Source organism: Alteromonas sp. ABV2_168 (genome assembly GCF_056161165.1).
Genome location: NZ_JBSWYQ010000006.1, coordinates 202,984 through 225,172, shown reverse-complemented (window position 1 = coordinate 225,172; position 22,189 = coordinate 202,984). Strand labels below are relative to the sequence as shown.

Genomic DNA, 22,189 nt, shown 5'->3' with positions numbered 1-22,189 from the left:
AAAAGTGATGTCTCCTGCTATAACGGAAAACCTGACTTATGCGGAACCTTAAAACTTACCAAAACAGCAAAGAAAACCGGTGATGCCGGACGGCATCACCGGTTAAACACGGCTATTCTCCGTGATAAGTCATATCCAGCAACTGTTCCTGCGTATATACGCGGCCATTGGTGATAACCGTGTTCACCTTTGATGCATTGTAAACATCTGCAAGCGGATCAGCGTCGAGCAGAATGATATCAGCCAGACTGCCCGCCTTGATCCTGCCGGCATTGAGCCCCAGTACGTCAGCCGGTACCGAGGTTGCAGATTTCAGTGCTTCATAAGGAGTGAAACCCGCTTCATTCACATAAAAACCCAGCTCGCCGTGCAGATTCATCGCCAGTACCAAATCTGTACCCGCTGTGATGATTGCACCCCGGTCATAGAGTGTTTTTAAGGTTTTCGCCTGCTCTTTCAGGCTGGCAAGATAGCTGGCAGGAAACACCATCGGGTTTTCTACACCTTTTTGCGTCCACAAAGGATAAAGCGACAACCTTTTATCCTTTTTCAGTTCAGGATGCTGTGCAATCAGCATATTTAATGACCCGAACATGGTAGGTGTAACTACCTTATTCATCAGTTGCAATGCATCGTCATAAGCCCTGCCACCTATTTGCTTGGGGCTGTACCCGCGGCGGCTTGTTGCGCCGAGATGTTCAAGGCGGTCAACGCCACTTTTCGCAGCAGGATAGATCTCATGGGTGGTCACTCCCACGCCCATCTCATCATGGGCAAAATCCGTTACCCGTTTTTGCTGGGCATCGGGTAGTCTGACGTAACTTTTAAGCAGATCGTACTTTAATGCTTTTGCCCGCTGCAGTTCTTTTTCCAGATGCGCCGGCCCGGCAATCGCAACACCCATTTTGTAGTAAACCCGTTGCCATTCCATCAAATGGCCGGTGGTATAAATTCTCGGGCCTACTCTCACACCGGCTTCACTGGCCTCACGATCTTCCACACCATGATAAGGCTGGTTACCCGGGTCCCTGAGAGTTGTAATCCCATAAGCCAGCCAGCCTCTGTGCGCCCCCTGTCCGAAGTCTTTCTGCGGATGCACATGACTTTCAATCAAACCGGGCATGGCATATTTGCCTGTTCCGTCAATAATTTCATAGCCGGATGTGGATTTACTGTTGCGGGGGACAATATCTGTGATCGTATTGCCGCTGATAAAGATGTCCCTGTCTTTTTGCAAAATATCCGATTCGCCGTCAAACACATAAGAGACTTGTATAACTTTTTTGCTTGCCGGCTTTGCCAGCACGTACGTCATGTCGAAGGGTATCGTCTCAATGTTACCGGTGAAAAGATTTACCATTTTTAACTTATCATCTGACTGGTAGAGGATAGTTGCTGAGTCACCCGACCAGGTGGGATTGTGCGCAATTTCCGATGTATAACTTCTTGGCGGGCCCAGAGGTTCGCCTTTATCGTCAACAGGCCACACATTCAGTTCACCGCCGTAGATACCCGCCATTTTTGTTCCGTCCGGCGACCATACTGGCCCGCCTCCCCCTCTGGTATCCACTGACAAATTCTCCACCGGCGTACTCCAGTATGGCTTTTCACCGTTTACCGGAAATATATAGGCCTGGTTAGTCCCTTCACGGAAGCTTGCAGAAAACTGATCAGGCAGAGCGACCATGATCCGGCTGCTGTCAGCGGACCATGACGGTTTTCCCGGCTGCTTAAGCGTCTGGCTCATCTGAAAAGCGGATTTTGCGTCGAGATCGTACATGCCAAGACTGGCTTCGCCCCACATTTTATCTACGCTCAGATAGGCAATTTTACTCCCGTCCGGTGACCATGCCGGTCCGAGAGGTTGAGTATCCAGTTCAGTTAGCTGCTCAGATTTATTAGTAGCAATGTCATGTACCCACAACTGCATTTTATCGCCACCGCGATCCGAAGAATAAACCAGTGACTTGCCGTCAGGAGACCAGGCAGGATCCGCTTCCATATAGTGGTCTTGGGTAAGGTTTACGGGCTTTTCACCAATCTTCATGAGATACAGGTCTCCCACAGCGATGAAAGCGACGTATTTACCGTCCGGAGATAAAGACGGCCGCATGATCCCTAAAACAGGGCGCGGCTTGTCTGATGTAAAATCTCTTTCTGCTTTGGCATATTCCGGTGTGAAAATGGTCAGTTTTGCAGTAAACGGAATGTCAGAAGCAGCACCGTCAGCGGCCAATGTTTTAATCTTACCGCCGGCAACGTAAGTTACCTTACCGGAAGCTGAAAGACTGGCTTTGAACTCAAATACTTCTTCACCGGACGCAATTACCCTGCTTCCTCTTTTCATCACGGTTTGATTGTCGCCACTTGCAGCGGCATAAACCAGCTCGCCCCTATCCCAGAGCATAGGAGTGAGCGCATGTTCCGCTTCCTGTTCGATGGTTTCGTTGCCTTTGGCATCTATGGTGACCAGTAAATGGCGTCCTTCCCGCATTGTTGTGTAAGTCAGCGCATCGCCGGTCGATTTCCACACTGGCATCCGGTTCTCGTACTTATCGTCAGTCAGTTGGGTGATGACACCGGAAGCAAGCTCCAGCTTGTATATGTCGTAACTGTTAAAGCTGTTTTTGCGGTCTGAAGCAAAAGCCACAAACTTCCCGTCAGACGACACAGCGGGCTCCCTGTCATCATAAGGCCCCCAAGTCAGGGCGGTCATATTTTCACCGCTACTGTCTACCGACCAGAGATCATAACCGCCATCTTTAAAAGAGAAAAATACAATGGTCTGATTGTCAGGCATCCACACCGGTTGCCTCGCATCCTGATATTCACCGGTAATACGCGTAGCATCACCGCCGCTAACCGGTAAAGTCCATAAACTGCCCTGTAAATCCATCACGATAGTTTGCCCGTCAGGAGACACACTGGCAGCCATGGCGGTGCCTTCCGTCACGGTGATACTCTCAGATTGTCCGCTTGTTGCAGCAGCCGGCAGAGTCAGTCCCGCTGACACTAACAGGCAGCAAAGCAACGCGCCTTTCGCGATATTCATGTGTTCATCCTGTGAAAAATAATAAAAGAAAAAAGTAGCGCATCAAAAACGTACCTCTGCGCTGGCGTAAAAGTAACGTGAAAAAGGTAAGTAGAGGTTTGCAAGATAATCACCGGACGCATTAAGAGGCGGGGATTGACGGAACATATTCCGTACCCCTAATTCTGCATCAACAGCACCTGCAGGACTGTCATCAAAGGTATATTTGACGGACGCATTCCATGTCGTCATCGAAGGCACTTTAAAATCAGAGCCGTCGGCGTATCTCCCGTCATTAAGATGGTGGGTATATTGCGCTGATAATCTGCATATCAGTTTCCGGAATTGCCATGTAAATCTGGCAAGGCCTTTCCATTCAGGTTTTTTACCGTTCACACCTGTTTCATTGCCATTGCCAATTACAACAAACCCGTCGATAAGTCCGTTTTCCTGTGCGGCCTTCACTTCTTCCATTTCTGCCGTCAGTGCCTGCTGATAACTGATCAGCTTCGATGCGGCCAGATGAAAAGAAAAGTCGCCCCACTCCAATGATTTGTATGCGCCGTCCATCGCGAAATCGGCGCCTTTTACTGACAGTGAGTTTTGGTTTTGATAATCGGTCTGGATAAAGAGGATCTGTCCTGCCGCCTGCAAACCGGTATTAATAAAAAGGCTTTGTTGTTCGCTATTCGCATCGTTTCGCACAATGCGGCTATCCTGCGACTGCATGGTAGTGCGCAGATACAAATCACGGGCAATGACGTCTTCCACGGGAGCCACGCCAACCTTGTCGGTGATGTCGATTTGCCAGATATCAGCTGAAAATGACAGGTTCCCCTTGTCACTGTTCACGCCCGGGGTTCTGTAAACCAGGCCGGCTGTGCGGTTTACCGAGCGCTCCGGCTTCAGGTTTTCATTTCCCGCAATATGCCAGGTCACTGCGTAAGTAGCTGAACAACCGGCGTAGCTTTCAATATATTGTTGACGCTCAGCCGCCTCACAGAAAATATAGTCGGTATGATTGTTGTACCTGGCCATTTCACTGGCATTGAGCACTTCCAGATTAGGCGCTTTGAATCCCTGAGACCACGAACCACGGATAAGTAAAGAATCATTGACCTGCCACACTGCCGCCACTTTCGGCGTAGCGATACTCCCGACATCACTGTAACGCTCATATCTGCCGGCAATTTGCAGATCCAGAGCGTTTACGAAGGGCAAATCAAATTCAGGGGAAACAAGCGGCATAGCCAGTTCACCATAGACTGACATCACCTGCCGGCTGCCTGCCGAATCCGGTGTAGGACTGGTTCCTGCCAGATCACTGAAGTACTCATACCCGGTATACCAGTCGGTATAGGTTTGCGTTCCGTCCACCAGCGGATCTCTGTCGTCTTTCAGGGATTCATAACGAAACTCAGCACCGGTAGCGAAACCCAGCTCCCCCGCAGGGAGTTTTATCAAATCAGGTGATGTTATTTTCACGTCCCATGACGCAATTTCAGACACGCTGTTGCGGTGTGCTTTTACTGCAAAATCAGAGCTGTCTGTCTGAACATTCAAACCGCCGGAAAAAGGATTATATGCATCGCTGCTGCGCCCGGAAATGGCTTCAGCAAATGCCGACACACTGTAGCCGTCTGACGTATCGGCTGCATGGCCTTTTGAATAGAGGAGCGCAGACTCCCAGGACAGACCCGCGGATGTCAGTCCTTTTAATCCGGCGAGAAACCGCGATTGTGTATTATGTACGTCAACAGTGCGCAAACCACCACCGGTAAACCGGTATTGCCTGATTTCAACAGGCACGCCATCATCAGGCACATTATCCAGCCCGCTTATCCGGTTTGGGTTTATGGTGCCGTCAGCGAGAGTCAATGCCCCGAGGGGATTGTAATAGGCGTCAGCAGGCACATAAACCGGCGTATTCACTGAAAAAAAACCGTGACTGGTCACGTAATCCGATGCCGCTTTGTATAAGGCAATTTCGCCGAAGATTTCCGTGTCAGGCAGCCATTGCCAGTTGAATGTGGAAAAAAGATTAATCCGTTCTACACCGGGCGTAATGTAAGTACCTGCAGCGGCAAAGTCATACAAATAGTCACCTTCTGCACTACCGGACGCATAGCATGTGCCGCTGTAACCTTCAGCGATGCAGTTATTGCTGCTTTCTGCCTCAGTATGAAAGTAGCCGGCGGCACTGGTGAGTGGCTGACCGTTAGCGCTAACTTGCGTTGGCGCGACAAAATTTCCCCAAGGGGTATAAACACTGCGACCATCCAGCGAAGCGGCATTTTCCAAATCGGTGTTAGCAAAAAAGTTGCGGTGGTCTGATGTTGCGGTGTACCACTGATCGGCGGCATATTGGGGAGTTCTTTTGACTACATTGAACATCAAAGACACATTTCCCCTTCCATTGTCAAAATCCGTTCCGGCAAAGCCGGTAAGTTCTGAGTCTGTCCGGCCTGTGCCCTCTGCTTTGCCATAACGGATCTTTAATCCCGCACCTTCAATATTTTTTCGGGTAACAATATTTACCACGCCGGCAATGGCATCTGAACCGTAAATCGCCGAAGCACCGTCAAGAAGGATCTCTACTCTGTCCGAACCGTAAAGTGGAATGGCATTGGTATTAAATGTAGTAGTGGAAATACTGTCGTCCACGGTTGAGGTAGTGGGATGAATGACGGAACGCCTGCCGTTAATCAGCAATAACGTGTTGGACGCGCCAAGATTTTTCAGATTCAGCGAAGCGGTATCTCCCCTCGCTGCGTTACTGCTTCCCGGGATCCATGACTCATTCCAGGTTATATCGCCCATCTGCGGGATCGCTCTGACCAGTTCGTTGCCGTCAGTCACTCCGGTGGCATCAAACGCATCCGTACCGTAAACAGCGACAGGCAAAGCGGACTTCAAACGATGGCTGGCAATGGCGGTACCGACAACAGAAATCCTTTCAAACTGTACCTCATGGCTTTCGTCTTCGCCGGCAATACCCGTCGTTTTTGAATCATGCTCATTTTTTGCTGACGCCCGTCGCTGAGAACGGTTAATAGCGGACGTCAGAGATGACTTTCCCTCAGAAGAAGCCTTTTTGATGACAATGGTTTCTTCTCCAATTTTTTCGAATGTGAGTGCATTTTCACCCAGTAAATGTTCAATAGCGCCTGCACTTTCATACATCCCTGACACTGACCGGCTTTTGATATTTTTGATGAGACTGGCATTCACCGCGACCTGTAATCCGGACTGCTCAGAAAATTCGATCAATGCAGCGTTCATAGGTTGCGACGGAATATCAAAGGCAATCCGCCTGTCTGCGGCATCGACGCTGTGACAGATCAGACCGGCTGACAACACTGGCAGTAAACCTGTCAGCCGGAATTTTCTTTTCCTCATCCGGTACCCCTTAGATGAACAGGGCAAAACGCGTCATGCATCCAGTTAACAGCGGGGAAAGTCACGTTATATCGCCCCGGCATGTACAGATAACACGATTTCCGAGTCACCGACATAAGACACACTAAGCGGAAAAGCATGGGGCAGCACTTCGACCCACTGCTCCAGATTGCCGGTAAAAACAGTACCTGAGTAAAGAAACTCCTTGGCTTCCTCACCGGCGAAACGGATTTTAATTTTCGAGTAACGGTTAATATCTTCAACCACATACATGAGCTTTTCTTCCATGTATTGAAGCTTGCCGTCTTTCCATGCCAGGGATGCATTCACAGGAGACTCCGCAATATCAGAAAGGTATTCTTTGTCGTAATAGACCCGCTGCCCTGCCGTAAGGTAGGCATCGATGGTATTACCGGTTTTGGTTTCATTCTGCTCCGGTGCAATACTGATTTTGCCCTCAGCCACAATGACAACAACCCGCTCAGCCTGTTTGGAAATATTGAATTCGGTACCCACCGCAGTAACAACACGGTTACCGGTGACCACAGAAAATGGTCTGTCAGCATCCTTTGCCACATCGAAATAAGCCTCCCCTCTTTCCAGCACGATCTGACGGCGGCTCTTGCTGTATGCCACCGAAACCAGGCTTTGGCCACCAAGAGTAATGATCGAACCGTCTTCCAGCAGCACTTCACGGTTTTGCCCGGTTGCAGATTCATAGACAGCAACGTCAACGGGATAGTTACCGCTGAAATCAGAAAGGTTGACGATAGCGATACAGAACAGTGCGGCATACACCAAAGACAAGGTGGATACCTGAAACGGCCGCCAGTCATATAATTTTTCAAGACTGAAAACGCTGAACGGACTGAAGGCGCGTTTTTTTGCCGGTTTTTTCCAGCTTTCTATCTTTTCTTCTCCGTCGTAATCATCAGCCAGCAAATCTCTGTCGTCCGGCCACACCAGGCCTTCCATATCACCTGACAGGTTCAGCACCTCTTCAACCCGTTCGTATTCGCGAATATTATCGGGCGATTCAGCCAGCCACTTTTGCCATTCATGAATCTTTTCCACGGCAATATTCGGGTCCTGCAATTCATAAAACCATTCGGTAGCGATCTCAAAACGTGTCCTGTTTTCAAAATTCACTTCAAATATCTCCTTGATGGCTGTCCAGTCTGTCACGGCAATATTCCGTGGCGCGGACAAGGTATTTTCTTACCATCCTGTCTGAAATATTCATCAGACTGGCAATTTCAGCGGATGACAGCCCGTGTAACCGGCTGAGCAAAAACGCTTTCCGGCACCTGGGAGGCAATTCATTGATAAATCCGGTCATCAGCTTGAGCTGTTCTTTTTTTAACGCATATTGCTCTTCGGACGGATGATTACTTTCAACAAACGTCAGTGGTTTGAATACAGTGTTGTGCTGCTTGGATCGCAGACGGTCGATAGCCAGATTAGATGCAATTTTAAATAGATAGGCTTTGAGGTAGCTGATTGCATCCGGTTTATCGAGATCCAGCAGTTTTACATAAGCTTCCTGAGCCACTTCGTGGGCATCGGCATCGGAGCGAAGCCTGGCTCTGAGAAACTTGATCAACGTATCATTATGCTGCCTGAACAAGTCAGCAATGATTTCTTTCTGACCTGTGATGGCTTTCTGACAAGGTAGCGCAGCTTCTTCCAGTTCGTGTTTTTCTATGGCTCTTCCCATAAGCGCCTTCTTCTCAGTTTATAACGGACAATGACTAAGACGGTGATGTCCCGGTCAGCGGAACTTTTTTATGAAAAAAAGTGAAAATCCGTCAACACAGTTGCGGATATGTCCTGAAAAGAAAGTATGCCGGTACACGGAGACTAGCAGAGGATAAAACGGACAATGATTATTATTCAGAAGCAGGCAAGTTTCTGATTACCTGATAACTTTTGCATGCAGGCCACTGCGGGGTCAAGGTCTTTCTGCATCCATAGCGGGTGATTTCTGAGTGCTGATAACGAATGAACAGATAACGCCCGTCTGCAAACACACACATTTATTCACACTGAGTGGTTCCGGAATTACCGGCACAGACGTTATAGCCATTTTCTCCAGGTAACCGGAACCTTCAACCATGACAGCCAGGCAAAAATTGTTTTCATTCCGCTTTCCAAAGCGCCAACTCATCCGTACTTTGACTCTCTCACTGGCAATCGGCTTAACCGGCACAGTCGTAACTCCCGCAAACGCTCAGGAAGCGGCTTATCCGCTGCAGATGAGCAGTTCCCGCACTATCCACCGTCCGGAAGTGCCGGGACCAAACGGCCTGGTGACAGCGGGACACCCTCTGGCATCCATGTCAGGACTGAAAATTCTCATGGATGGCGGCAATGCGGTTGATGCTTCTGTTGCGGTACTCGCTACTTTAAATGTGGTACGCCCGCAAATGTCAGGCGCCGGCGGCAATGGATTTGCTACCTACTATGATGCAGCAACAGATAAAGTGTGGTCGCTTAGTGCCACTGGCGCAGCCCCCCTTGCACTGGACGCAGCTTCACTTGAACCGGAACAGTTAAATAAAGGGATCCACGCAGGGGCTGTTCCCGGCCTTTTTGGCGGATGGATCAGCATGCTGCAGAAATACGGCACCAGGAGCCTTGCTGAAGTGCTGGCGCCGGCTATTGAATATGCCGAAAAGGGGCATCCGCTGGAAGCATCGGTTTCCAAAGCAATCAGTTACGATGAAGATTTGTACCGCACCATTCCTACCAGTGCGGATATGTTGTTGCCGGGCGGGAAAGTGCCGGCAGCGGGCGAACTGTTCTACATGAAAGATCTCGCCGCCACTTTCAAAAAAGTCACAGCAGCAGAAGCCTCGGCACTGGCACAGGGAAAATCCAGAACTGAAGCACTTCAGGCCGCTTTTGACCGTTTTTATAAGGGCGATATCGCTAAGGAAATGGCCCGTTTTTATCAGCAAAATGGCGGTGAGTTCACTGAAGAGGATTTCGCTGCCTATCAACCACAATGGGTAAACCCCGTGCATGTGAATTACCGTGGCTATGATATTTACACCTCCACTCCGACCTCACGGGGAGGTCTTGAAGTCGCCATGCAACTGAAACTGGTTGAAGCTTTTGACCTCAGTCAATATGCCCCGGATGACCCCCGCGTTACCCACATTCTTGCTGAAGCCATTAAGCTGGCGAAAAGTGATGTTTATCATTTCGTGGCCGACCCGAACAAATTTACGATTCCGCTGGAAGGTTTACTCTCTGATGAATATATCGCCTCACGCGTCTCTTTACTGAAGCCTGCTGAAGCAATGACATTTCCTGATCACGGTGCACCGCCGGGGAATGCGCAGTCATCAGCTTATCTGGCTTCTCTTGAAGGGCCGTTACTGGTAGATGCCAGCCGCGAGAAATCCTTCGCCGGAAGTACCACAAGTTTCTCAGTCATGGATAAAGCAGGCAACGTCGTTGCAATGACGCCTACCCACGGCGGTGCGTTCGGAACGGGCGTTGTTGTAGGCTCTACAGGTTTAACATTTAACAACGGCACGCGGATCGGCTCCACGTCACCCTACCCTGACGATATTAACTACGCCCGTGGTGGTCAGATCCCTATTCTGAATAACTCCCCGGTTATTGTCATGAAAGATGGAAAATTTCTGATGGCACTTGGCACACCGGGCGGTGAAACCATTGGTCAGACACAGTTTCAGGTGCTGGTAAATGTGCTGGATTTTGGTATGGGTGTTCAGGAAGCCATTGAAGCACCGCGATTCAGCATGTTTGCTGAACCTAATTTCTATAAAGCAGGTGCAAAAATTACCATGCGTATTGAAGACCGCATCCCTGTTGCTCAGTTTGAAGGCCTCAAAGAGCGGGGTCATGATGTCACTCTGGCGCCTTCTTATTCACTTGGCAGCATTCAGGCAATTCTGCGTCACCAGACCTTTGGCACTGTGACGGCCGGCGCAGATCCACGACGTGCCGCATATGCAGTAGGCTGGTAAATCCCGCTAAACAGTGTGAATTCTCCTAAAACAGTTTTACCAGGAACAAAAATATGAAAATCATCAGAAGCGGACTGAATCTCAGGCATGTCATTTTATCTGCAATGGTTCAGGCCAGTTTATTCACCACAGCTGTATATGCTGCAACCACAGAAATTCAGACATCAGAGAACGTGGTGTTACAGGAAATCCGGCCGGAAAAAGGCGGCCTGAACGGTGCAGTGGTATCTGAGCACCCGCTGGCTTCTCAGGTAGGCTACGACGTACTGAAAGCCGGTGGTAATGCCGTAGACGCCGCCGTATCAATGGCTGCGATGCTGTCGGTTGTCAGACCTCACATGAACAGCGTGGGCGGCGACACTTTCGCTTTGTTTTATGACGCTGAAACCGGTGAAATAACGGCACTGAACTCATCAGGCAAAGCCGCAGGACTTGCAGAACCGGGATTTTTCACATCGCAGGGTCTCGATAGACTGCCGTTTACCGGTCCGCTCACAGTGACCGTGCCGGGTACAGTGGCTTCATGGGAAGCCTCGCTTAAACGTTACGGTACAATCAGTCTGAGTGACGCACTGCAACCGGCTATCGAAGTGGCACGGGACGGCTTTATGGTCAGCACAACGTTAGCTGCAGATCTCGCCAAAGCCGGCCCGCGACTGAATGAAGCGGGCAAAGCGGTATTTTATCCCGCCGGTGCTCCATTAGAAGCTGGTTCAATACTGAAAAACCCTGATTTAGCCGGCAGCCTTTCTGCGATAGCGAAAGACGGCGCCTCAGTGATGTACGAAGGTAAGCTCGGACAAAAAATGGCAGCGTTTCTGGAAGCCGAAGGCAGTCCGCTGCGCGCTCCAGACTTTGCCAGTTTCAAACCTGAATGGACAACCGCGGTGAGTATGCCTTTTCAGGGTAAAAACGTGCACACGGTAAAGCCCAACTCCCAGGGCATTGTGCTTTTGCAAATGCTGACAATGGCCGGCAACATGCCACTTAAAGAGATGGGCCAGAATTCAGCCCCGCTGTTACATAATTTAATTGAAACCACCAAAATTGCTTTTGCCGACCGGGACCGCTGGGTGGCTGATCCGGCGTATGCTGACGTACCTGTTGACGGGTTACTCGATCCTGCTTACCTGAAAAATCGGGCTGCGCTTATCAGTGACAAAGCGAGCGCAGATTATATCTCAGGTTTATCTGTTCCCGATGATAAAGGAGCCTTACTGAACGAAGACGGCGATACTGTATTTTTGATGGTCGTGGATGAGAAAGGCAATGCTGTGAGTTGGGTTCAAAGCCTGTACTCCAGTTTTGGTTCAAACCTTATGGTGCCGGGAACAGGTATTGTACTGCACAACCGGGGGGCCGGTTTTTCATTGGAAGACGGACATCCGAACCAGATTGCGCCGGGTAAGCGACCTTTCCATACGTTGATGGCTGCCATGGTAACTGATGACAATGGCAAGTTTGAAATGACCATAGGCACGCCCGGTGGTTCAGGACAACCACAGTTTATTACTCAGGCGCTTATCAACAGCTATGTTTTTGATATGTCACCGCAACTGTCCATCGAATCCCCCCGCTACCGCATTGGCTCCGGTACTGCCGTGACTTTAGATGAACGCCTGCCTGACAGTGTGATCCGCTCCCTGACTGAACAGGGTCACTACATCACACTGAGTGAAAGCTGGGTGGCCAATTTTGGTAGTCTGCAAATTATCCGCCGTTTACCCAATGGCGTGTTGCGTACCGGTGCAGATATGCGCCGTGAAGCAACCGCGCTGGCGTGGTAACAAAGATTAATCAATCACTGCCGGTGTGGTCTTTTCAGCCCGCCGGCAGAGTTATTGTGAAGCGGGTACCTTTAAAAGGTGTTTGTACTGTCCGTCCCGATGGCGGCGATTCGGCGGTGATCTTTCCACCGAAACTGATGACAAAGGTTTTCACAATATTCAGTCCGTAGCCAATGCCCAGCTCAGACTCTGTTCCCATAGAAGACACGTTCTTTTCCACGGTGAACAAGCGGGCAAGTTTTTCTCCCTCAATGCCGGTTCCTTCGTCTTCCAGAGTAATGGCAACGGTATCGCCCTTCTCTTCTGCATCCAGCCTGATGGTGCCGTTGTGATAGGAAAACTTCACTGCGTTGGACAGCAAATTCGCCATAACCTGATGGGTAAACAAACCGGGATCCACGTTAATCCGGATTTTCGACAACTTCTCTTCGTCATAGGTAAACGTGAGGGATTTATGCTGCAGTTTCATCTCAAACAACGATGATAACAGGCCGACACAATCAGCCAGGCTGCAGGGCTGCTTTTTAATTTCAAGGGATTCATTGGCCAGCAAATACATTTGCTGAACACGCTTTGTCATATCGGTCAGTGACTGGCAGGCAACATCAATATTATCAATATAATGTTCCGGTTCTCCCTGGCGGGTTTTCAGCGCCCAGCTGGCTGCATTGATACTGGCTACCGGCGTGCTCATGTCGTGAGTTAGTACCTTTAGTAACATACTGATGTTGGCGTTCTGGGCAGACAATTTCCGCTCGTATCGTTGCTGCATGATCAGATGGGCATACATCATGGTGGTGTTGATAAATATCCAGCCGAACACCATCAGCGACTGGAAAACCGGCGACATGATACCGTCACCACTGCCCGGGAAATTAAAGCCATTAATGTCCATAAGAAGCAGCACCAGGCATACGCTGGTGGTGAGTGTTGCCCAAAGCACCAAGCCCCGCATACCGGAGATGATCCCTGCCAGACTTGGCAAAATTCCGAACCAGATCAAAATATGGCTGTTGAATCCCCCTGAATAAAACGCTGAAACCAGTTGATGGCTCATGCCTGCCAGCAACATGATGTTAGAAATTAAAAAGACGCGGTTAGAGAACCGGTAAAATAACGGGCTGATCAAATGCACGATGGATGCGACAAGGCTGATAACCTTAGGGGCCGTGCTGCTCATAAAAATGAATGACACTGCGACATAAGCCCACATGAGAACACCGGTGCACAACACGGTAATAAGATGCGCGTGGATAACTCTGGGATCGAGGTCGTTTTTTTTCAGCCTGACGGCGGCGATGTAATCGAAAATGTGCCAGTAGAGTTTACGCAGGACACCTTGAGACTCAGTTCGTTTTACAGACATCGTATTTCAATTATGATTAACGAATAATCTAATTTACGGGTTTTGCCCCGTTAATTCCATAAATCCCTGCCCTGAATGTGTACCTTCTACATTCACCCTGCCTTCATAGTAGGAAAAGCGTCCTTCGTTCCACTGACCGGGCTTGAACGGACTGATTGTCACATCAAGATTTTTTGACGGGCTCTTCATGTTCCATCGAACCTGAGCCGTACGGCCATGGAACATTTCGGATCCGTCCGGAACCAGGGATAAATCATCCTGCGACAAAGTTTCAGAGCGTCCGTCAGCAAAAATATAGGTGCCGGTAACATAAGGGGCCAGATTGTTAACATGCATTCTGAACGCCATCACTTTATCACCATTGTCCAGATGCAGTGAAAACCAGTCCCAGCCTAAGGCATCGTCACTGGCCAGCTGGCTGCTCCATTCATGATCGAACCAGCCAGCCCCTGTCACTTCCGTCTTTTCACCGTGACGGTTTATCACCCCGTTTGCCTGAATAAATGGCTGACTGTAGTAATAAGACCGGTATTGCTCACTGGCTGATTTGGTGCTGTAGCCCTGCTGTCCGTGAAGCACGGGGGGACCATTTGCGGTCAGGCTGAGGGTAATATCCGTATGCCGGTTAATGGTGAACTTAAGCTCAGACGGGGTGAGAGCACTCCCTTCTGCCTGCCATCGCCAGTTGTCAATATAGGCACTGAACGGTGCTGTTGTGACACCGGCCATACCGGTGCCACCGGCAGCGAAACGCTCTTTAAACTCATGACTGGCAGCACTGTGCAGGGAGGCATGCCCCATCCACCATTGGTTATCCGCCCAGTTATTTGGCTCAAATCCGTCATTAATGAATCTGAAGAGTGTGAATTGCAGCCCGTATTCGTCCGGTCCGGAGCCGGCCTCAGGTTTTGCGTCCTCCAATATGAATGTGAGATACCACCATTCGAGGCGAAATGCCGGGTGACTGCCATGATCATCAGGCAGAACGACAGGCCTGTCAGCGCTGACTGTTGCACTTTGAGGAAGTTTCCGGCTTTCAGGCATATTCAGACCGCTGAAAATGCCACCGGCTTTCGCTGTGTTACCGTCCTCCTCAGCACCTGAATCACCGGAACGGGTTATCATCTGAAACGCTGGCAGGGTGACCAGAAACAACGCAAAACTGATTATCAGCACAAGTGCAGCCTGCTTTCTCACAGCCCTTCCTCCTGCCTGAGATCCACTTTTGCGTTCATTTTTCCCAGAGGCAATAACAGAATAATAAACACTACAGCCATGCTAAGCATAAGACCGGACAGCAAAACGTCCACCGACACATTCAGCGGATAAACCCAGTAGAACGCGTAACGGTTTACCTGAAAAATAAATACATGAGCCAGTACAATACCAGCCGGCAGTGCCATTAACCCGGCCAGCAAGCACAGCAACATATATTGGAATATCAGTACCAGTCTTAACCGCCACTGACCAACCCCCATGGCCCTCAGCACATTCAGTTCAGGACGGAGATCAAGAGTGAGCACACTGACAGAAATGGCAAAGGCGAGACCTGCCACCAGCAGGGTTGCCACGTTCAGCGCATCGGTAACGACAAAAGTACGGTCGAAGGTGGCCATAGAACGGGTGATCAGTTCGCCGGTAAAATACAGTGTTCCGGCACTGGCCAGTACGCTCAAATCCGGTTTCTGTCCGGAGAGTGCATGATTATCATAATAAATCGCCGACAATCCGGCATACCCTGACGCCGGAGAAAATACCGTAAGTGGTAACAGAAGCTGCGCTTCAGGATTGCCATAATCCGGATAAATCCCTGCAATCAAGAAAGCGTCACCGGATGTTTTGTCAGAGAGGCTGACCACGGTGCTATCATCAGTTTGAATGTCACTTAATACCACAGTGTCGCCGGGCTTGATATTTAGCCGGAATGCCAGTTGCTGATTAACAAAAATCCCTTCCCGGGATCTAAACTGTGACCACGCCTGCTCAGCGGATGAATACAATGCAAGGCTTTTACGGGCAATGTCGTCAACCGGAAAACTCTTCACTGAGACCGCCAGGCGTCTTTCCGTTGAAGGTACATTAATACGAATAAAGCCCCGCCCTTCATAGACTGAACGGGTTTGAACCTCATCGTTAATCAGTTCCGGAGGTGACGGAGCGTCTGAATAAAAGTATGCCGGTGCGGACAACCGCTGCATCAGCCAGTCTTCAGTGGCCTGCCTGAAACTGTCTGTCATCACATTCATGCCGGTATTCGCGGTGAGGGCGATAAAAAATGCACAAACAGCCAGTTTACTCTTTGCAGAAAGTCTGTGCGTGCCCGCTGCCACATAAGACAATACCGGCATTGAAGACGGCACCAGCCTGCAAACCATTGCTGTGAGTGCCGGCAACCACAGGATAACCAGCACACAGCCACTTAATAACACTGCGCCGGTGCTCACCAGCGCGGTCAGCGTACTGCCGGCATTAAAAGCAAAACCTGCCGCAATGCCAGTGACTATTACTGTAATAAACAGGCGCCCGGCAACAGACAGTGTTGACTGACCCTCACTGAAACGGCGCAGAGACAGGGCACCGGTGAGCTGTTTAACCGGAATAACAAAAAAAATCGCCAGCGCAATCACGCTGATGAGCCAGGCCAGCAGCACCATCTGAACGATAAAAGGTGAAGGCGAAATAAATACCCCGTCGAACAGGCCGGCAAACACAGACTGCAACACCGGAGTCAAACCTCTGGTAAGCCCGAGCCCGCAAAACACGCCCGCCGGCGCGGCGATAAAACAATACAGAATAAGTTCTGCAAACAGTGCCGTGAGTATTGTCTGCTTTGCTGTACCCAGTTGCCTCAGCCGTATAATCGTTGCCAGCCTGGCGCGGTACATCAGCATGAGTGCATTTAAAATGATGAACAAAGCCACTACCGCCATGAGCATACCCATGGCCTGCAAATTTAATCTGAAGCTGGCTGACAACGTACCGGTTTCTGCCTGAACCGGCGGCGGTATAAAAGTAAGATGAGCAGGTAATGCAGACTTTAGCTGTGCGATTTGTTGATCATCCGGGTCGCCTGCAACAATCAGTGCAGACAGAGGAGTGTTGTCAGGCGAAATCTCTTTCCGGTAAAAGTTTTGCAGACCAGTTACCAGTATATCCTCTGGCAGCCCCTGCACAGAGACAGGCTGCCGGACAGGCGTCCCATCGCCGTACAGTTCCTGATTGTCACAGGTAAAGCCTGTAATAAACCCCGGTGCAGCATAGCTGACAATGCCTGATGAATTTCCCCGGTTGCCGGGTTCAAATAATGCAGAACCACCGGAAGCACTGTTGAATGTGCGGGACTGAACAGTCGTGTCAGGTAGCGACATCAGGGCCGTTTCATCAATACCGGTCAGAGTGACAGTTTTTGCGTTTTTACCTTGCTTTCTGTCATCCCCGGTATCACCGCAGGAAAGTGTAATATCCCGTTGACTGATACCAATCAGACCGGTAAACCCCTGCTTTCTTAACCGGACATAGTCTTGTTTGGTTAACGGCTCAACGTCAGAGCGCGGCGACACCGTACCGGCAGCAAAAAATCCGCGACTACCGGAAGCCAGCTCCCCCTGCCTTGCGCCTTCATTAATTAACCAGACGGCAGAGAGCCCGCCGGTGGCGACAAGTAATGCCATGAGAATAAGCAACGGCTGCCATGGCCGGGTCAGTGCCATTCTCAGAAAAACGTGAAGCACCGGAAACAAACCGTGCATCCCTCAGTCTTCCAGCTTTCCGTGACGTAACCAGCATTGCCGCTGCGCGAGAGCGGCCACTTCATTACTGTGTGTTACCACAACCAGCGTAGTATTCAGCTCACGGCACAATGCATATAAAGCAGAAGATACTTTCTCACTGTTGTCTTCATCCAGATTGCCGGTAGGTTCATCTGCCAGAATGAGGGAAGGTTTATGAACCAGAGCACGGGCAATGGCAACCCGTTGCTGCTCTCCACCTGAAAGTAAGGCGGCAGACTTACCGGCCAGCGCGCTAATCCCGAGCCGTTCCATAATGTGCTGCTGATAATCAGTATCCACATTGCCTTTTAACCTGGCGGTAAAGGCAATGTTATCTTCAACAGATAAACAACCCAGCAGATTGAAACTTTGAAAAACCACTCCCAAGTGTTCTCTGCGAAACCGGTCAGCCTGCTTCTCGCCCTTAAAAGGCAGAGTAACGTTGTGAACAGCAATGGAGCCGCTGTCCGGTTCATCAAAACCGGCAATCAGCGAGAGTAATGTAGACTTGCCGGAACCGGATGCGCCGCGGATACTGACAGACTGCCCGGTGTCCATTGATAAATTGAGATCGTCAATAACAGGCTTGTTGCCGTCACCGAACCGCTTACTGAGGTGGCGAATTTTCAACATGACTTTGCACTAACCCAGCATCTGATAAGGTGTCCGGAAAGGTGAAGCACCGGAAAATCAGCGCCCGCCTTCATTGCTGTTTGCTGCAGCTACATGCGCCTGCGTACCCCACAGCGGCACAGTGGATAAACTATGTTTGAAACTGCCGGAAGTCTCTTTCGTAGAATATGCCAGATACATCAATGTCTGGTTTTCCGCGTCGAGAATGCGCCGGATTTTCATTGACTTAAACAGTATGCTTTTAGACTTGGTAAACAGCACATCGCCGTCTTTTCCCTTGTCGATTTTATCTATCATCTCACGGGTAATCGGGCCGGTCTGACGGCAGGCAATGGAACTGTCTGAAGGGTCGGAGAAATCCAGATTGGCTTCAATACTGGATACATGGCAAGTCACACCGGTGACCACAGGATCGGTAAAGGCGTCCAGCTTTATATCTTTGGTGGTGAAAACACCCAGCGACACATCGCCAACTTCATTTCTGTCACAGCCACTTAATAATAAAACGGCTATAATACTGACTATCACCCGCATACCTGCTCCCCCGGTTAAGTTCATAGTTTTCTGCATCTTAGTACTGTTAATTCAGTATGGCGGATTACACCGGCTATATTAAACCCTTTTCAGTTTGAACCAACCCTCAATTGTGCCGTATCAGAAGCAGCACTCAGGAGAATACCGTGAAACAACCATTACCTATGCAATTATTTGAGCTGTGGACACTGGCACCTCAGGTTATCGCCACCCGGTTAATGCAAATGGCCACCACGTCGTACCCGGCAAAAAAATCCGAAGTGCGTGAAATGAATGAGATGTGGACAGAAAAGGTACAGGCCGTAGTCAGTGCCTGTCAGGCTGTAACGGCAGAATCCATGCGTTTTCAGACAAAGATTTTTTCCGCAGTTGTCAGTAATGCCATGACCCCTGCGCTCATCCCGCAAACCGCAGCACAGGCAATGCTTCGCTACGGGCCTGCGGCGGGTACGAAAATGACAGAGAAGCTGGTTCAGCCTTTTCACAAAAAAGTGAAGTCAAACGCCCGGCGTCTGCTGTAGCACCGGTCATCCGGTGCTTCAGCGTTGTGCCGCCGGATGTAAATAAAGAACGGTTTAGCCGGCTGCCAGCCAGATCCCCACACCGATCATCAGCGTGCCGGCAATCCGGTTCATCAACCTGACATTTCCGCTCTTCATCAACAGCGACCTCAACGAGCGGCCACCGGATGCATAAATTAGCAGGCAGGTGAATTCGAGCAGGAGAATAATCGCAATCAGGCTGACCAGCTGAGCTGCCAGCGGTGAGCCGGTATCAAGAAACGGTGGTAACAGCGCAACAAAAAATGCCCACCCTTTGGGGTTAGCAATGGCCGTGATAAACCCCTGCATAATTAACGCTTTTTCCGTGGCCTGGGCCGCACTGTCAGTGCTGATGGCCATTTTGCCCCGTGACATCCACATTTGTATGCCGGTATAGGCCAGATAAACCCCGCCGGCATATTTCAGTAAGGTGAACACATCCGGATAATTTAGTAACAGTGCTGCCACACCGGCGGCAGAAAGTGTTGCCACCAGACCGACGCCGGCCAGTTCTCCCAGCATCATCCACAGTGCCCGCTTAACGCCGATACTCATGCCCAGTGTCATCGCCAGCGTCATACACATACCCGGCGTCACAGAGACAAAGAAAAAGGTGGGAATAAAAACAGACAATAAGCCGGTGTTCATAAAATAATGTCCGCAAAAAAAGAGCATCGGAAATTGCCAGAAACCTTTGCAAAACGCAACGACGAGCCGGCAAAAATGAGGCAAATATACGCTTTGTCATGACCGTTTGCTCCTGCGCCGGTTGCGCCGGCCAGCACAGTTAATTAGACTGACCGGCAACGTATTATCACGATGAACACTATGAGCACTACTCTTTACGGTATCAGTAACTGCGATACCATCAAAAAAGCCAGAAAGTGGCTTGAACAGCAAAATATCCCTTTTACTTTTCACGATTACCGTAAAGACGGTCTGGACGAAGCCTGGCTTAAAGAAACAGAAAGTCATCTGGGCTGGGAAAACCTGCTGAATAAACGGGGCACTACTTTTCGTCAGTTGCCGGAAGAAGACAAAACAGATTTAACCCGTGATAAGGCTCTGAGCCTGTTACTGGCAAATCCGTCGATGATCAAACGCCCGGTGCTTATTCACAACAACAGCTACCATCTTGCTTTTAAACCTGCTCAGTATGAGGAGATTTTTGCCTGATGAGTACTGTTATCGATGTTGCCAAAAATCTGATCAACCGCCGCTCAGTCACACCTGAAGATGCCGGTTGTCAGGATTACATGAAAGCCTGGCTGGACGAGTCAGGTTTCAACCATGAAACCATGGTTTTCGACGATACGACGAATTTATGGTCCCGACGGGGAACTGAAGCTCCTCTTTTGTGCTTTGCCGGTCATACCGACGTTGTCCCAAGCGGGCCGGAATCAGCCTGGCAAACCCCGCCGTTTATCGCCACTGAAAAAGACGGCTATCTACATGGCCGCGGTGCAGCTGATATGAAAGGCAGTCTGGCAGCGATGATGGTCGCTACCCGCAGATTCGTTGCTGACTATCCAAATCACAAAGGCAGCATCGCCTACCTCATTACAAGTGACGAAGAAGGACCATTTATTAACGGCACCACCCGAGTTATCGACACGCTGGAAGCCCGGAACGAGAAAATTACCTGGTGCATCGTGGGCGAACCCTCCTCCACTTCACAGGTGGGAGATGTGGTGAAAAACGGCCGCCGTGGTTCTCTTACCGGTGATATGACAGTGAAAGGTATTCAGGGTCACGTGGCGTATCCGCATCTGGCTAAAAACCCGGTGCACGATGCCGCCCCTGCGCTGGCCAGCCTGAGTCAGGCACACTGGGACAACGGCAATGAATTCTTCCCGCCCACCAGTTTTCAAATCTCCAATATTCACGCAGGAACCGGTGCAGGCAATGTCATTCCCGGCACCTGTGAAGTGTGCTTTAACTTCCGCTTCTCAACAGAAGTCACCGACCGGGAATTAATTGAGCGGGTCACCACCATCCTGGATGGTCACGAACTGGATTACCATATCGACTGGACCTTTAACGGTCAGCCGTTCCTGACAGACTCCGGGGATCTGGTTGAGGCTACACAGGCTGCCATCAGTCACGTAACCGGCAGAGAAACGGAATTATCCACTGCCGGCGGTACCTCTGACGGCCGCTTTATAGCGCCAACCGGCGCACAGGTCGTTGAACTGGGTCCGGTGAATGCCACCATCCATAAAATCGACGAATGCGTATCGATGGCCGATCTGGAAACGCTGACTGATATTTATTACGACATCATGGTCAGGTTGCTGGCATGAGTATGACGGCATGGCTGGGTATTGATAATCCTTTTCTGGTTCCTCTTGATGATAAGTTCTCCATACACCGTGAGGTAAAGGAACCATGGCTTGCTTTGCAGCGGGCCGCACAGGAGGAAGGGCTCGATTGTCAGCTGGTCAGCAGTCACCGTGACTTTACCCGTCAGCTGGCGATCTGGAACAGAAAATGGCGTGGTGAAGCCACCTTGTATGATGCGCAGGGAAAGGCCCTCAATCACAGCGCCCTGTCCGATGATGAAAAAATTGATGCTATCCTGACCTGGTCAGCATTGCCCGGCGGCAGCCGTCATCACTGGGGATCAGATATTGACGTATTTGATAAACACGCAGTGAATGAATGGGGACAACCCTTCGAACTGGTGGACAGTGAATACCGTGAATCCGGTCCCTGCTTCGGACTGGCCTGCTGGATGGATGAAAATTTGCACCGCTTCGGTTTTTCACGCCCTTTTCTGGAAGACAGAGGCGGCGTGGCTGTGGAATTATGGCATCTGACTCACACGTCAACAGCCAGCACATTTGAACAACAACGCCGCGCAGATGCGCTGGCAGACGCCCTGAAACAGGCAGACATGGAAGGCAAAGAAGCAGTGCTCAAACGCATTGATTCACTGTTTGAGCGTTATGTACTGAATAAGGGGATAAGATGAGTACCGGATGGTTAATTCTCATCATTTTACTGGCCGCCGGCTTTATCATCGGCAACATTTTACTGCTTAAGTCGTCGTCAAAGTTCAGAGTACCGAAAGACTTCACGCCGCGAAAATGGGAAGATGAAGAAGACAAATAATCGTCATCTTCT

Annotated in this window: 17 protein-coding genes; 7 read left to right on the top strand and 10 right to left on the bottom strand. The window is 50.1% G+C overall.

Annotated features, from left to right (window positions below; all coding sequences use genetic code 11):
• Positions 1-112 precede the first annotated feature (112 nt).
• The 4 genes from ACXAH4_RS11475 to ACXAH4_RS11460 form a co-directional block, all read right to left on the bottom strand.
• Positions 113-3,052: an amidohydrolase family protein gene (locus ACXAH4_RS11475; protein ID WP_474881946.1), complete on the bottom strand. Its 2,940-nt coding sequence runs from the start codon at positions 3,050-3,052 to the stop codon at positions 113-115.
• Positions 3,053-3,094: 42 nt separating this feature from the next.
• The gene (locus ACXAH4_RS11470; protein ID WP_474881945.1) at positions 3,095-6,430 is read right to left on the bottom strand and encodes a TonB-dependent receptor domain-containing protein; all 3,336 of its coding nucleotides are present in this window, start codon (positions 6,428-6,430) and stop codon (positions 3,095-3,097) included.
• Between the two features lie 66 nt (positions 6,431-6,496).
• Positions 6,497-7,615, bottom strand: a complete 1,119-nt coding sequence (locus ACXAH4_RS11465; RefSeq protein ID WP_474881943.1) for a FecR family protein — start codon at positions 7,613-7,615, stop codon at positions 6,497-6,499.
• The gene (locus tag ACXAH4_RS11460) at positions 7,581-8,147 is read right to left on the bottom strand and encodes an RNA polymerase sigma factor (protein WP_474844465.1); all 567 of its coding nucleotides are present in this window, start codon (positions 8,145-8,147) and stop codon (positions 7,581-7,583) included. Before ACXAH4_RS11460 ends, ACXAH4_RS11465 begins: the two co-directional genes overlap by 35 nt.
• A gap of 397 nt (positions 8,148-8,544) precedes the next feature.
• Between ACXAH4_RS11460 and ACXAH4_RS11455 the strand changes: the two genes are divergently transcribed.
• Both ACXAH4_RS11455 and ggt read left to right on the top strand, forming a co-directional pair.
• Positions 8,545-10,431, top strand: a complete 1,887-nt coding sequence (locus tag ACXAH4_RS11455; protein WP_474881942.1) for a gamma-glutamyltransferase family protein — start codon at positions 8,545-8,547, stop codon at positions 10,429-10,431.
• Positions 10,432-10,484: 53 nt separating this feature from the next.
• Positions 10,485-12,218 carry a gamma-glutamyltransferase gene (ggt, locus tag ACXAH4_RS11450; protein WP_474881941.1) on the top strand — a complete coding sequence of 578 codons (1,734 nt, stop codon included), beginning with the start codon at positions 10,485-10,487 and terminating at the stop codon, positions 12,216-12,218.
• A gap of 34 nt (positions 12,219-12,252) precedes the next feature.
• Here ggt and ACXAH4_RS11445 read toward each other — a convergent pair whose 3' ends face one another.
• Genes ACXAH4_RS11445 through ACXAH4_RS11425 form a run of 5 tightly spaced genes read right to left on the bottom strand, consistent with a single transcriptional unit; the run spans position 12,253 to position 18,521 of the window.
• Positions 12,253-13,584 (bottom strand): sensor histidine kinase, encoded by a 1,332-nt coding sequence (locus ACXAH4_RS11445; RefSeq protein ID WP_474881939.1) that lies wholly within the window; start codon positions 13,582-13,584, stop codon positions 12,253-12,255.
• Positions 13,585-13,617: 33 nt separating this feature from the next.
• A complete protein-coding gene (locus tag ACXAH4_RS11440) occupies positions 13,618-14,781 on the bottom strand; it encodes a lipocalin-like domain-containing protein (RefSeq protein ID WP_474881937.1) in 1,164 nt (387 codons plus the stop codon).
• Positions 14,778-17,333 carry an FtsX-like permease family protein gene (locus tag ACXAH4_RS11435; protein WP_474881935.1) on the bottom strand — a complete coding sequence of 852 codons (2,556 nt, stop codon included), beginning with the start codon at positions 17,331-17,333 and terminating at the stop codon, positions 14,778-14,780. Before ACXAH4_RS11435 ends, ACXAH4_RS11440 begins: the two co-directional genes overlap by 4 nt.
• Before the next feature lie 3 nt (positions 17,334-17,336).
• Positions 17,337-17,987, bottom strand: a complete 651-nt coding sequence (locus ACXAH4_RS11430) for an ABC transporter ATP-binding protein (protein WP_474881933.1) — start codon at positions 17,985-17,987, stop codon at positions 17,337-17,339.
• Between the two features lie 57 nt (positions 17,988-18,044).
• The gene (locus ACXAH4_RS11425) at positions 18,045-18,521 is read right to left on the bottom strand and encodes a CreA family protein (protein ID WP_303574158.1); all 477 of its coding nucleotides are present in this window, start codon (positions 18,519-18,521) and stop codon (positions 18,045-18,047) included.
• Positions 18,522-18,667: 146 nt separating this feature from the next.
• Here ACXAH4_RS11425 and ACXAH4_RS11420 point away from each other — a divergent pair, with 146 nt between their 5' ends.
• Positions 18,668-19,042, top strand: coding sequence for a hypothetical protein (locus ACXAH4_RS11420; RefSeq protein ID WP_474881932.1), 375 nt, complete (start codon positions 18,668-18,670; stop codon positions 19,040-19,042).
• A 54-nt stretch (positions 19,043-19,096) separates the two neighbouring features.
• Here ACXAH4_RS11420 and ACXAH4_RS11415 read toward each other — a convergent pair whose 3' ends face one another.
• Entirely contained in the window at positions 19,097-19,711 is a 615-nt protein-coding gene (locus ACXAH4_RS11415) for a LysE family translocator (RefSeq protein ID WP_474881931.1), read from the bottom strand.
• 180 nt (positions 19,712-19,891) lie between these two features.
• Here ACXAH4_RS11415 and ACXAH4_RS11410 point away from each other — a divergent pair, with 180 nt between their 5' ends.
• Genes ACXAH4_RS11410 through ACXAH4_RS11395 form a run of 4 tightly spaced genes read left to right on the top strand, consistent with a single transcriptional unit; the run spans position 19,892 to position 22,177 of the window.
• Entirely contained in the window at positions 19,892-20,239 is a 348-nt protein-coding gene (locus ACXAH4_RS11410; protein WP_119501724.1) for an ArsC family reductase, read from the top strand.
• Positions 20,239-21,366, top strand: coding sequence for a succinyl-diaminopimelate desuccinylase (gene dapE, locus ACXAH4_RS11405; RefSeq protein ID WP_119501725.1), 1,128 nt, complete (start codon positions 20,239-20,241; stop codon positions 21,364-21,366). Before ACXAH4_RS11410 ends, dapE begins: the two co-directional genes overlap by 1 nt.
• A complete protein-coding gene (locus ACXAH4_RS11400) occupies positions 21,363-22,037 on the top strand; it encodes a M15 family metallopeptidase (protein ID WP_474844477.1) in 675 nt (224 codons plus the stop codon). The genes dapE and ACXAH4_RS11400 overlap by 4 nt, the downstream gene beginning before the upstream one ends.
• A complete protein-coding gene (locus tag ACXAH4_RS11395) occupies positions 22,034-22,177 on the top strand; it encodes a DUF2897 family protein (RefSeq protein ID WP_474864183.1) in 144 nt (47 codons plus the stop codon). Before ACXAH4_RS11400 ends, ACXAH4_RS11395 begins: the two co-directional genes overlap by 4 nt.
• Positions 22,178-22,189 lie beyond the last annotated feature (12 nt).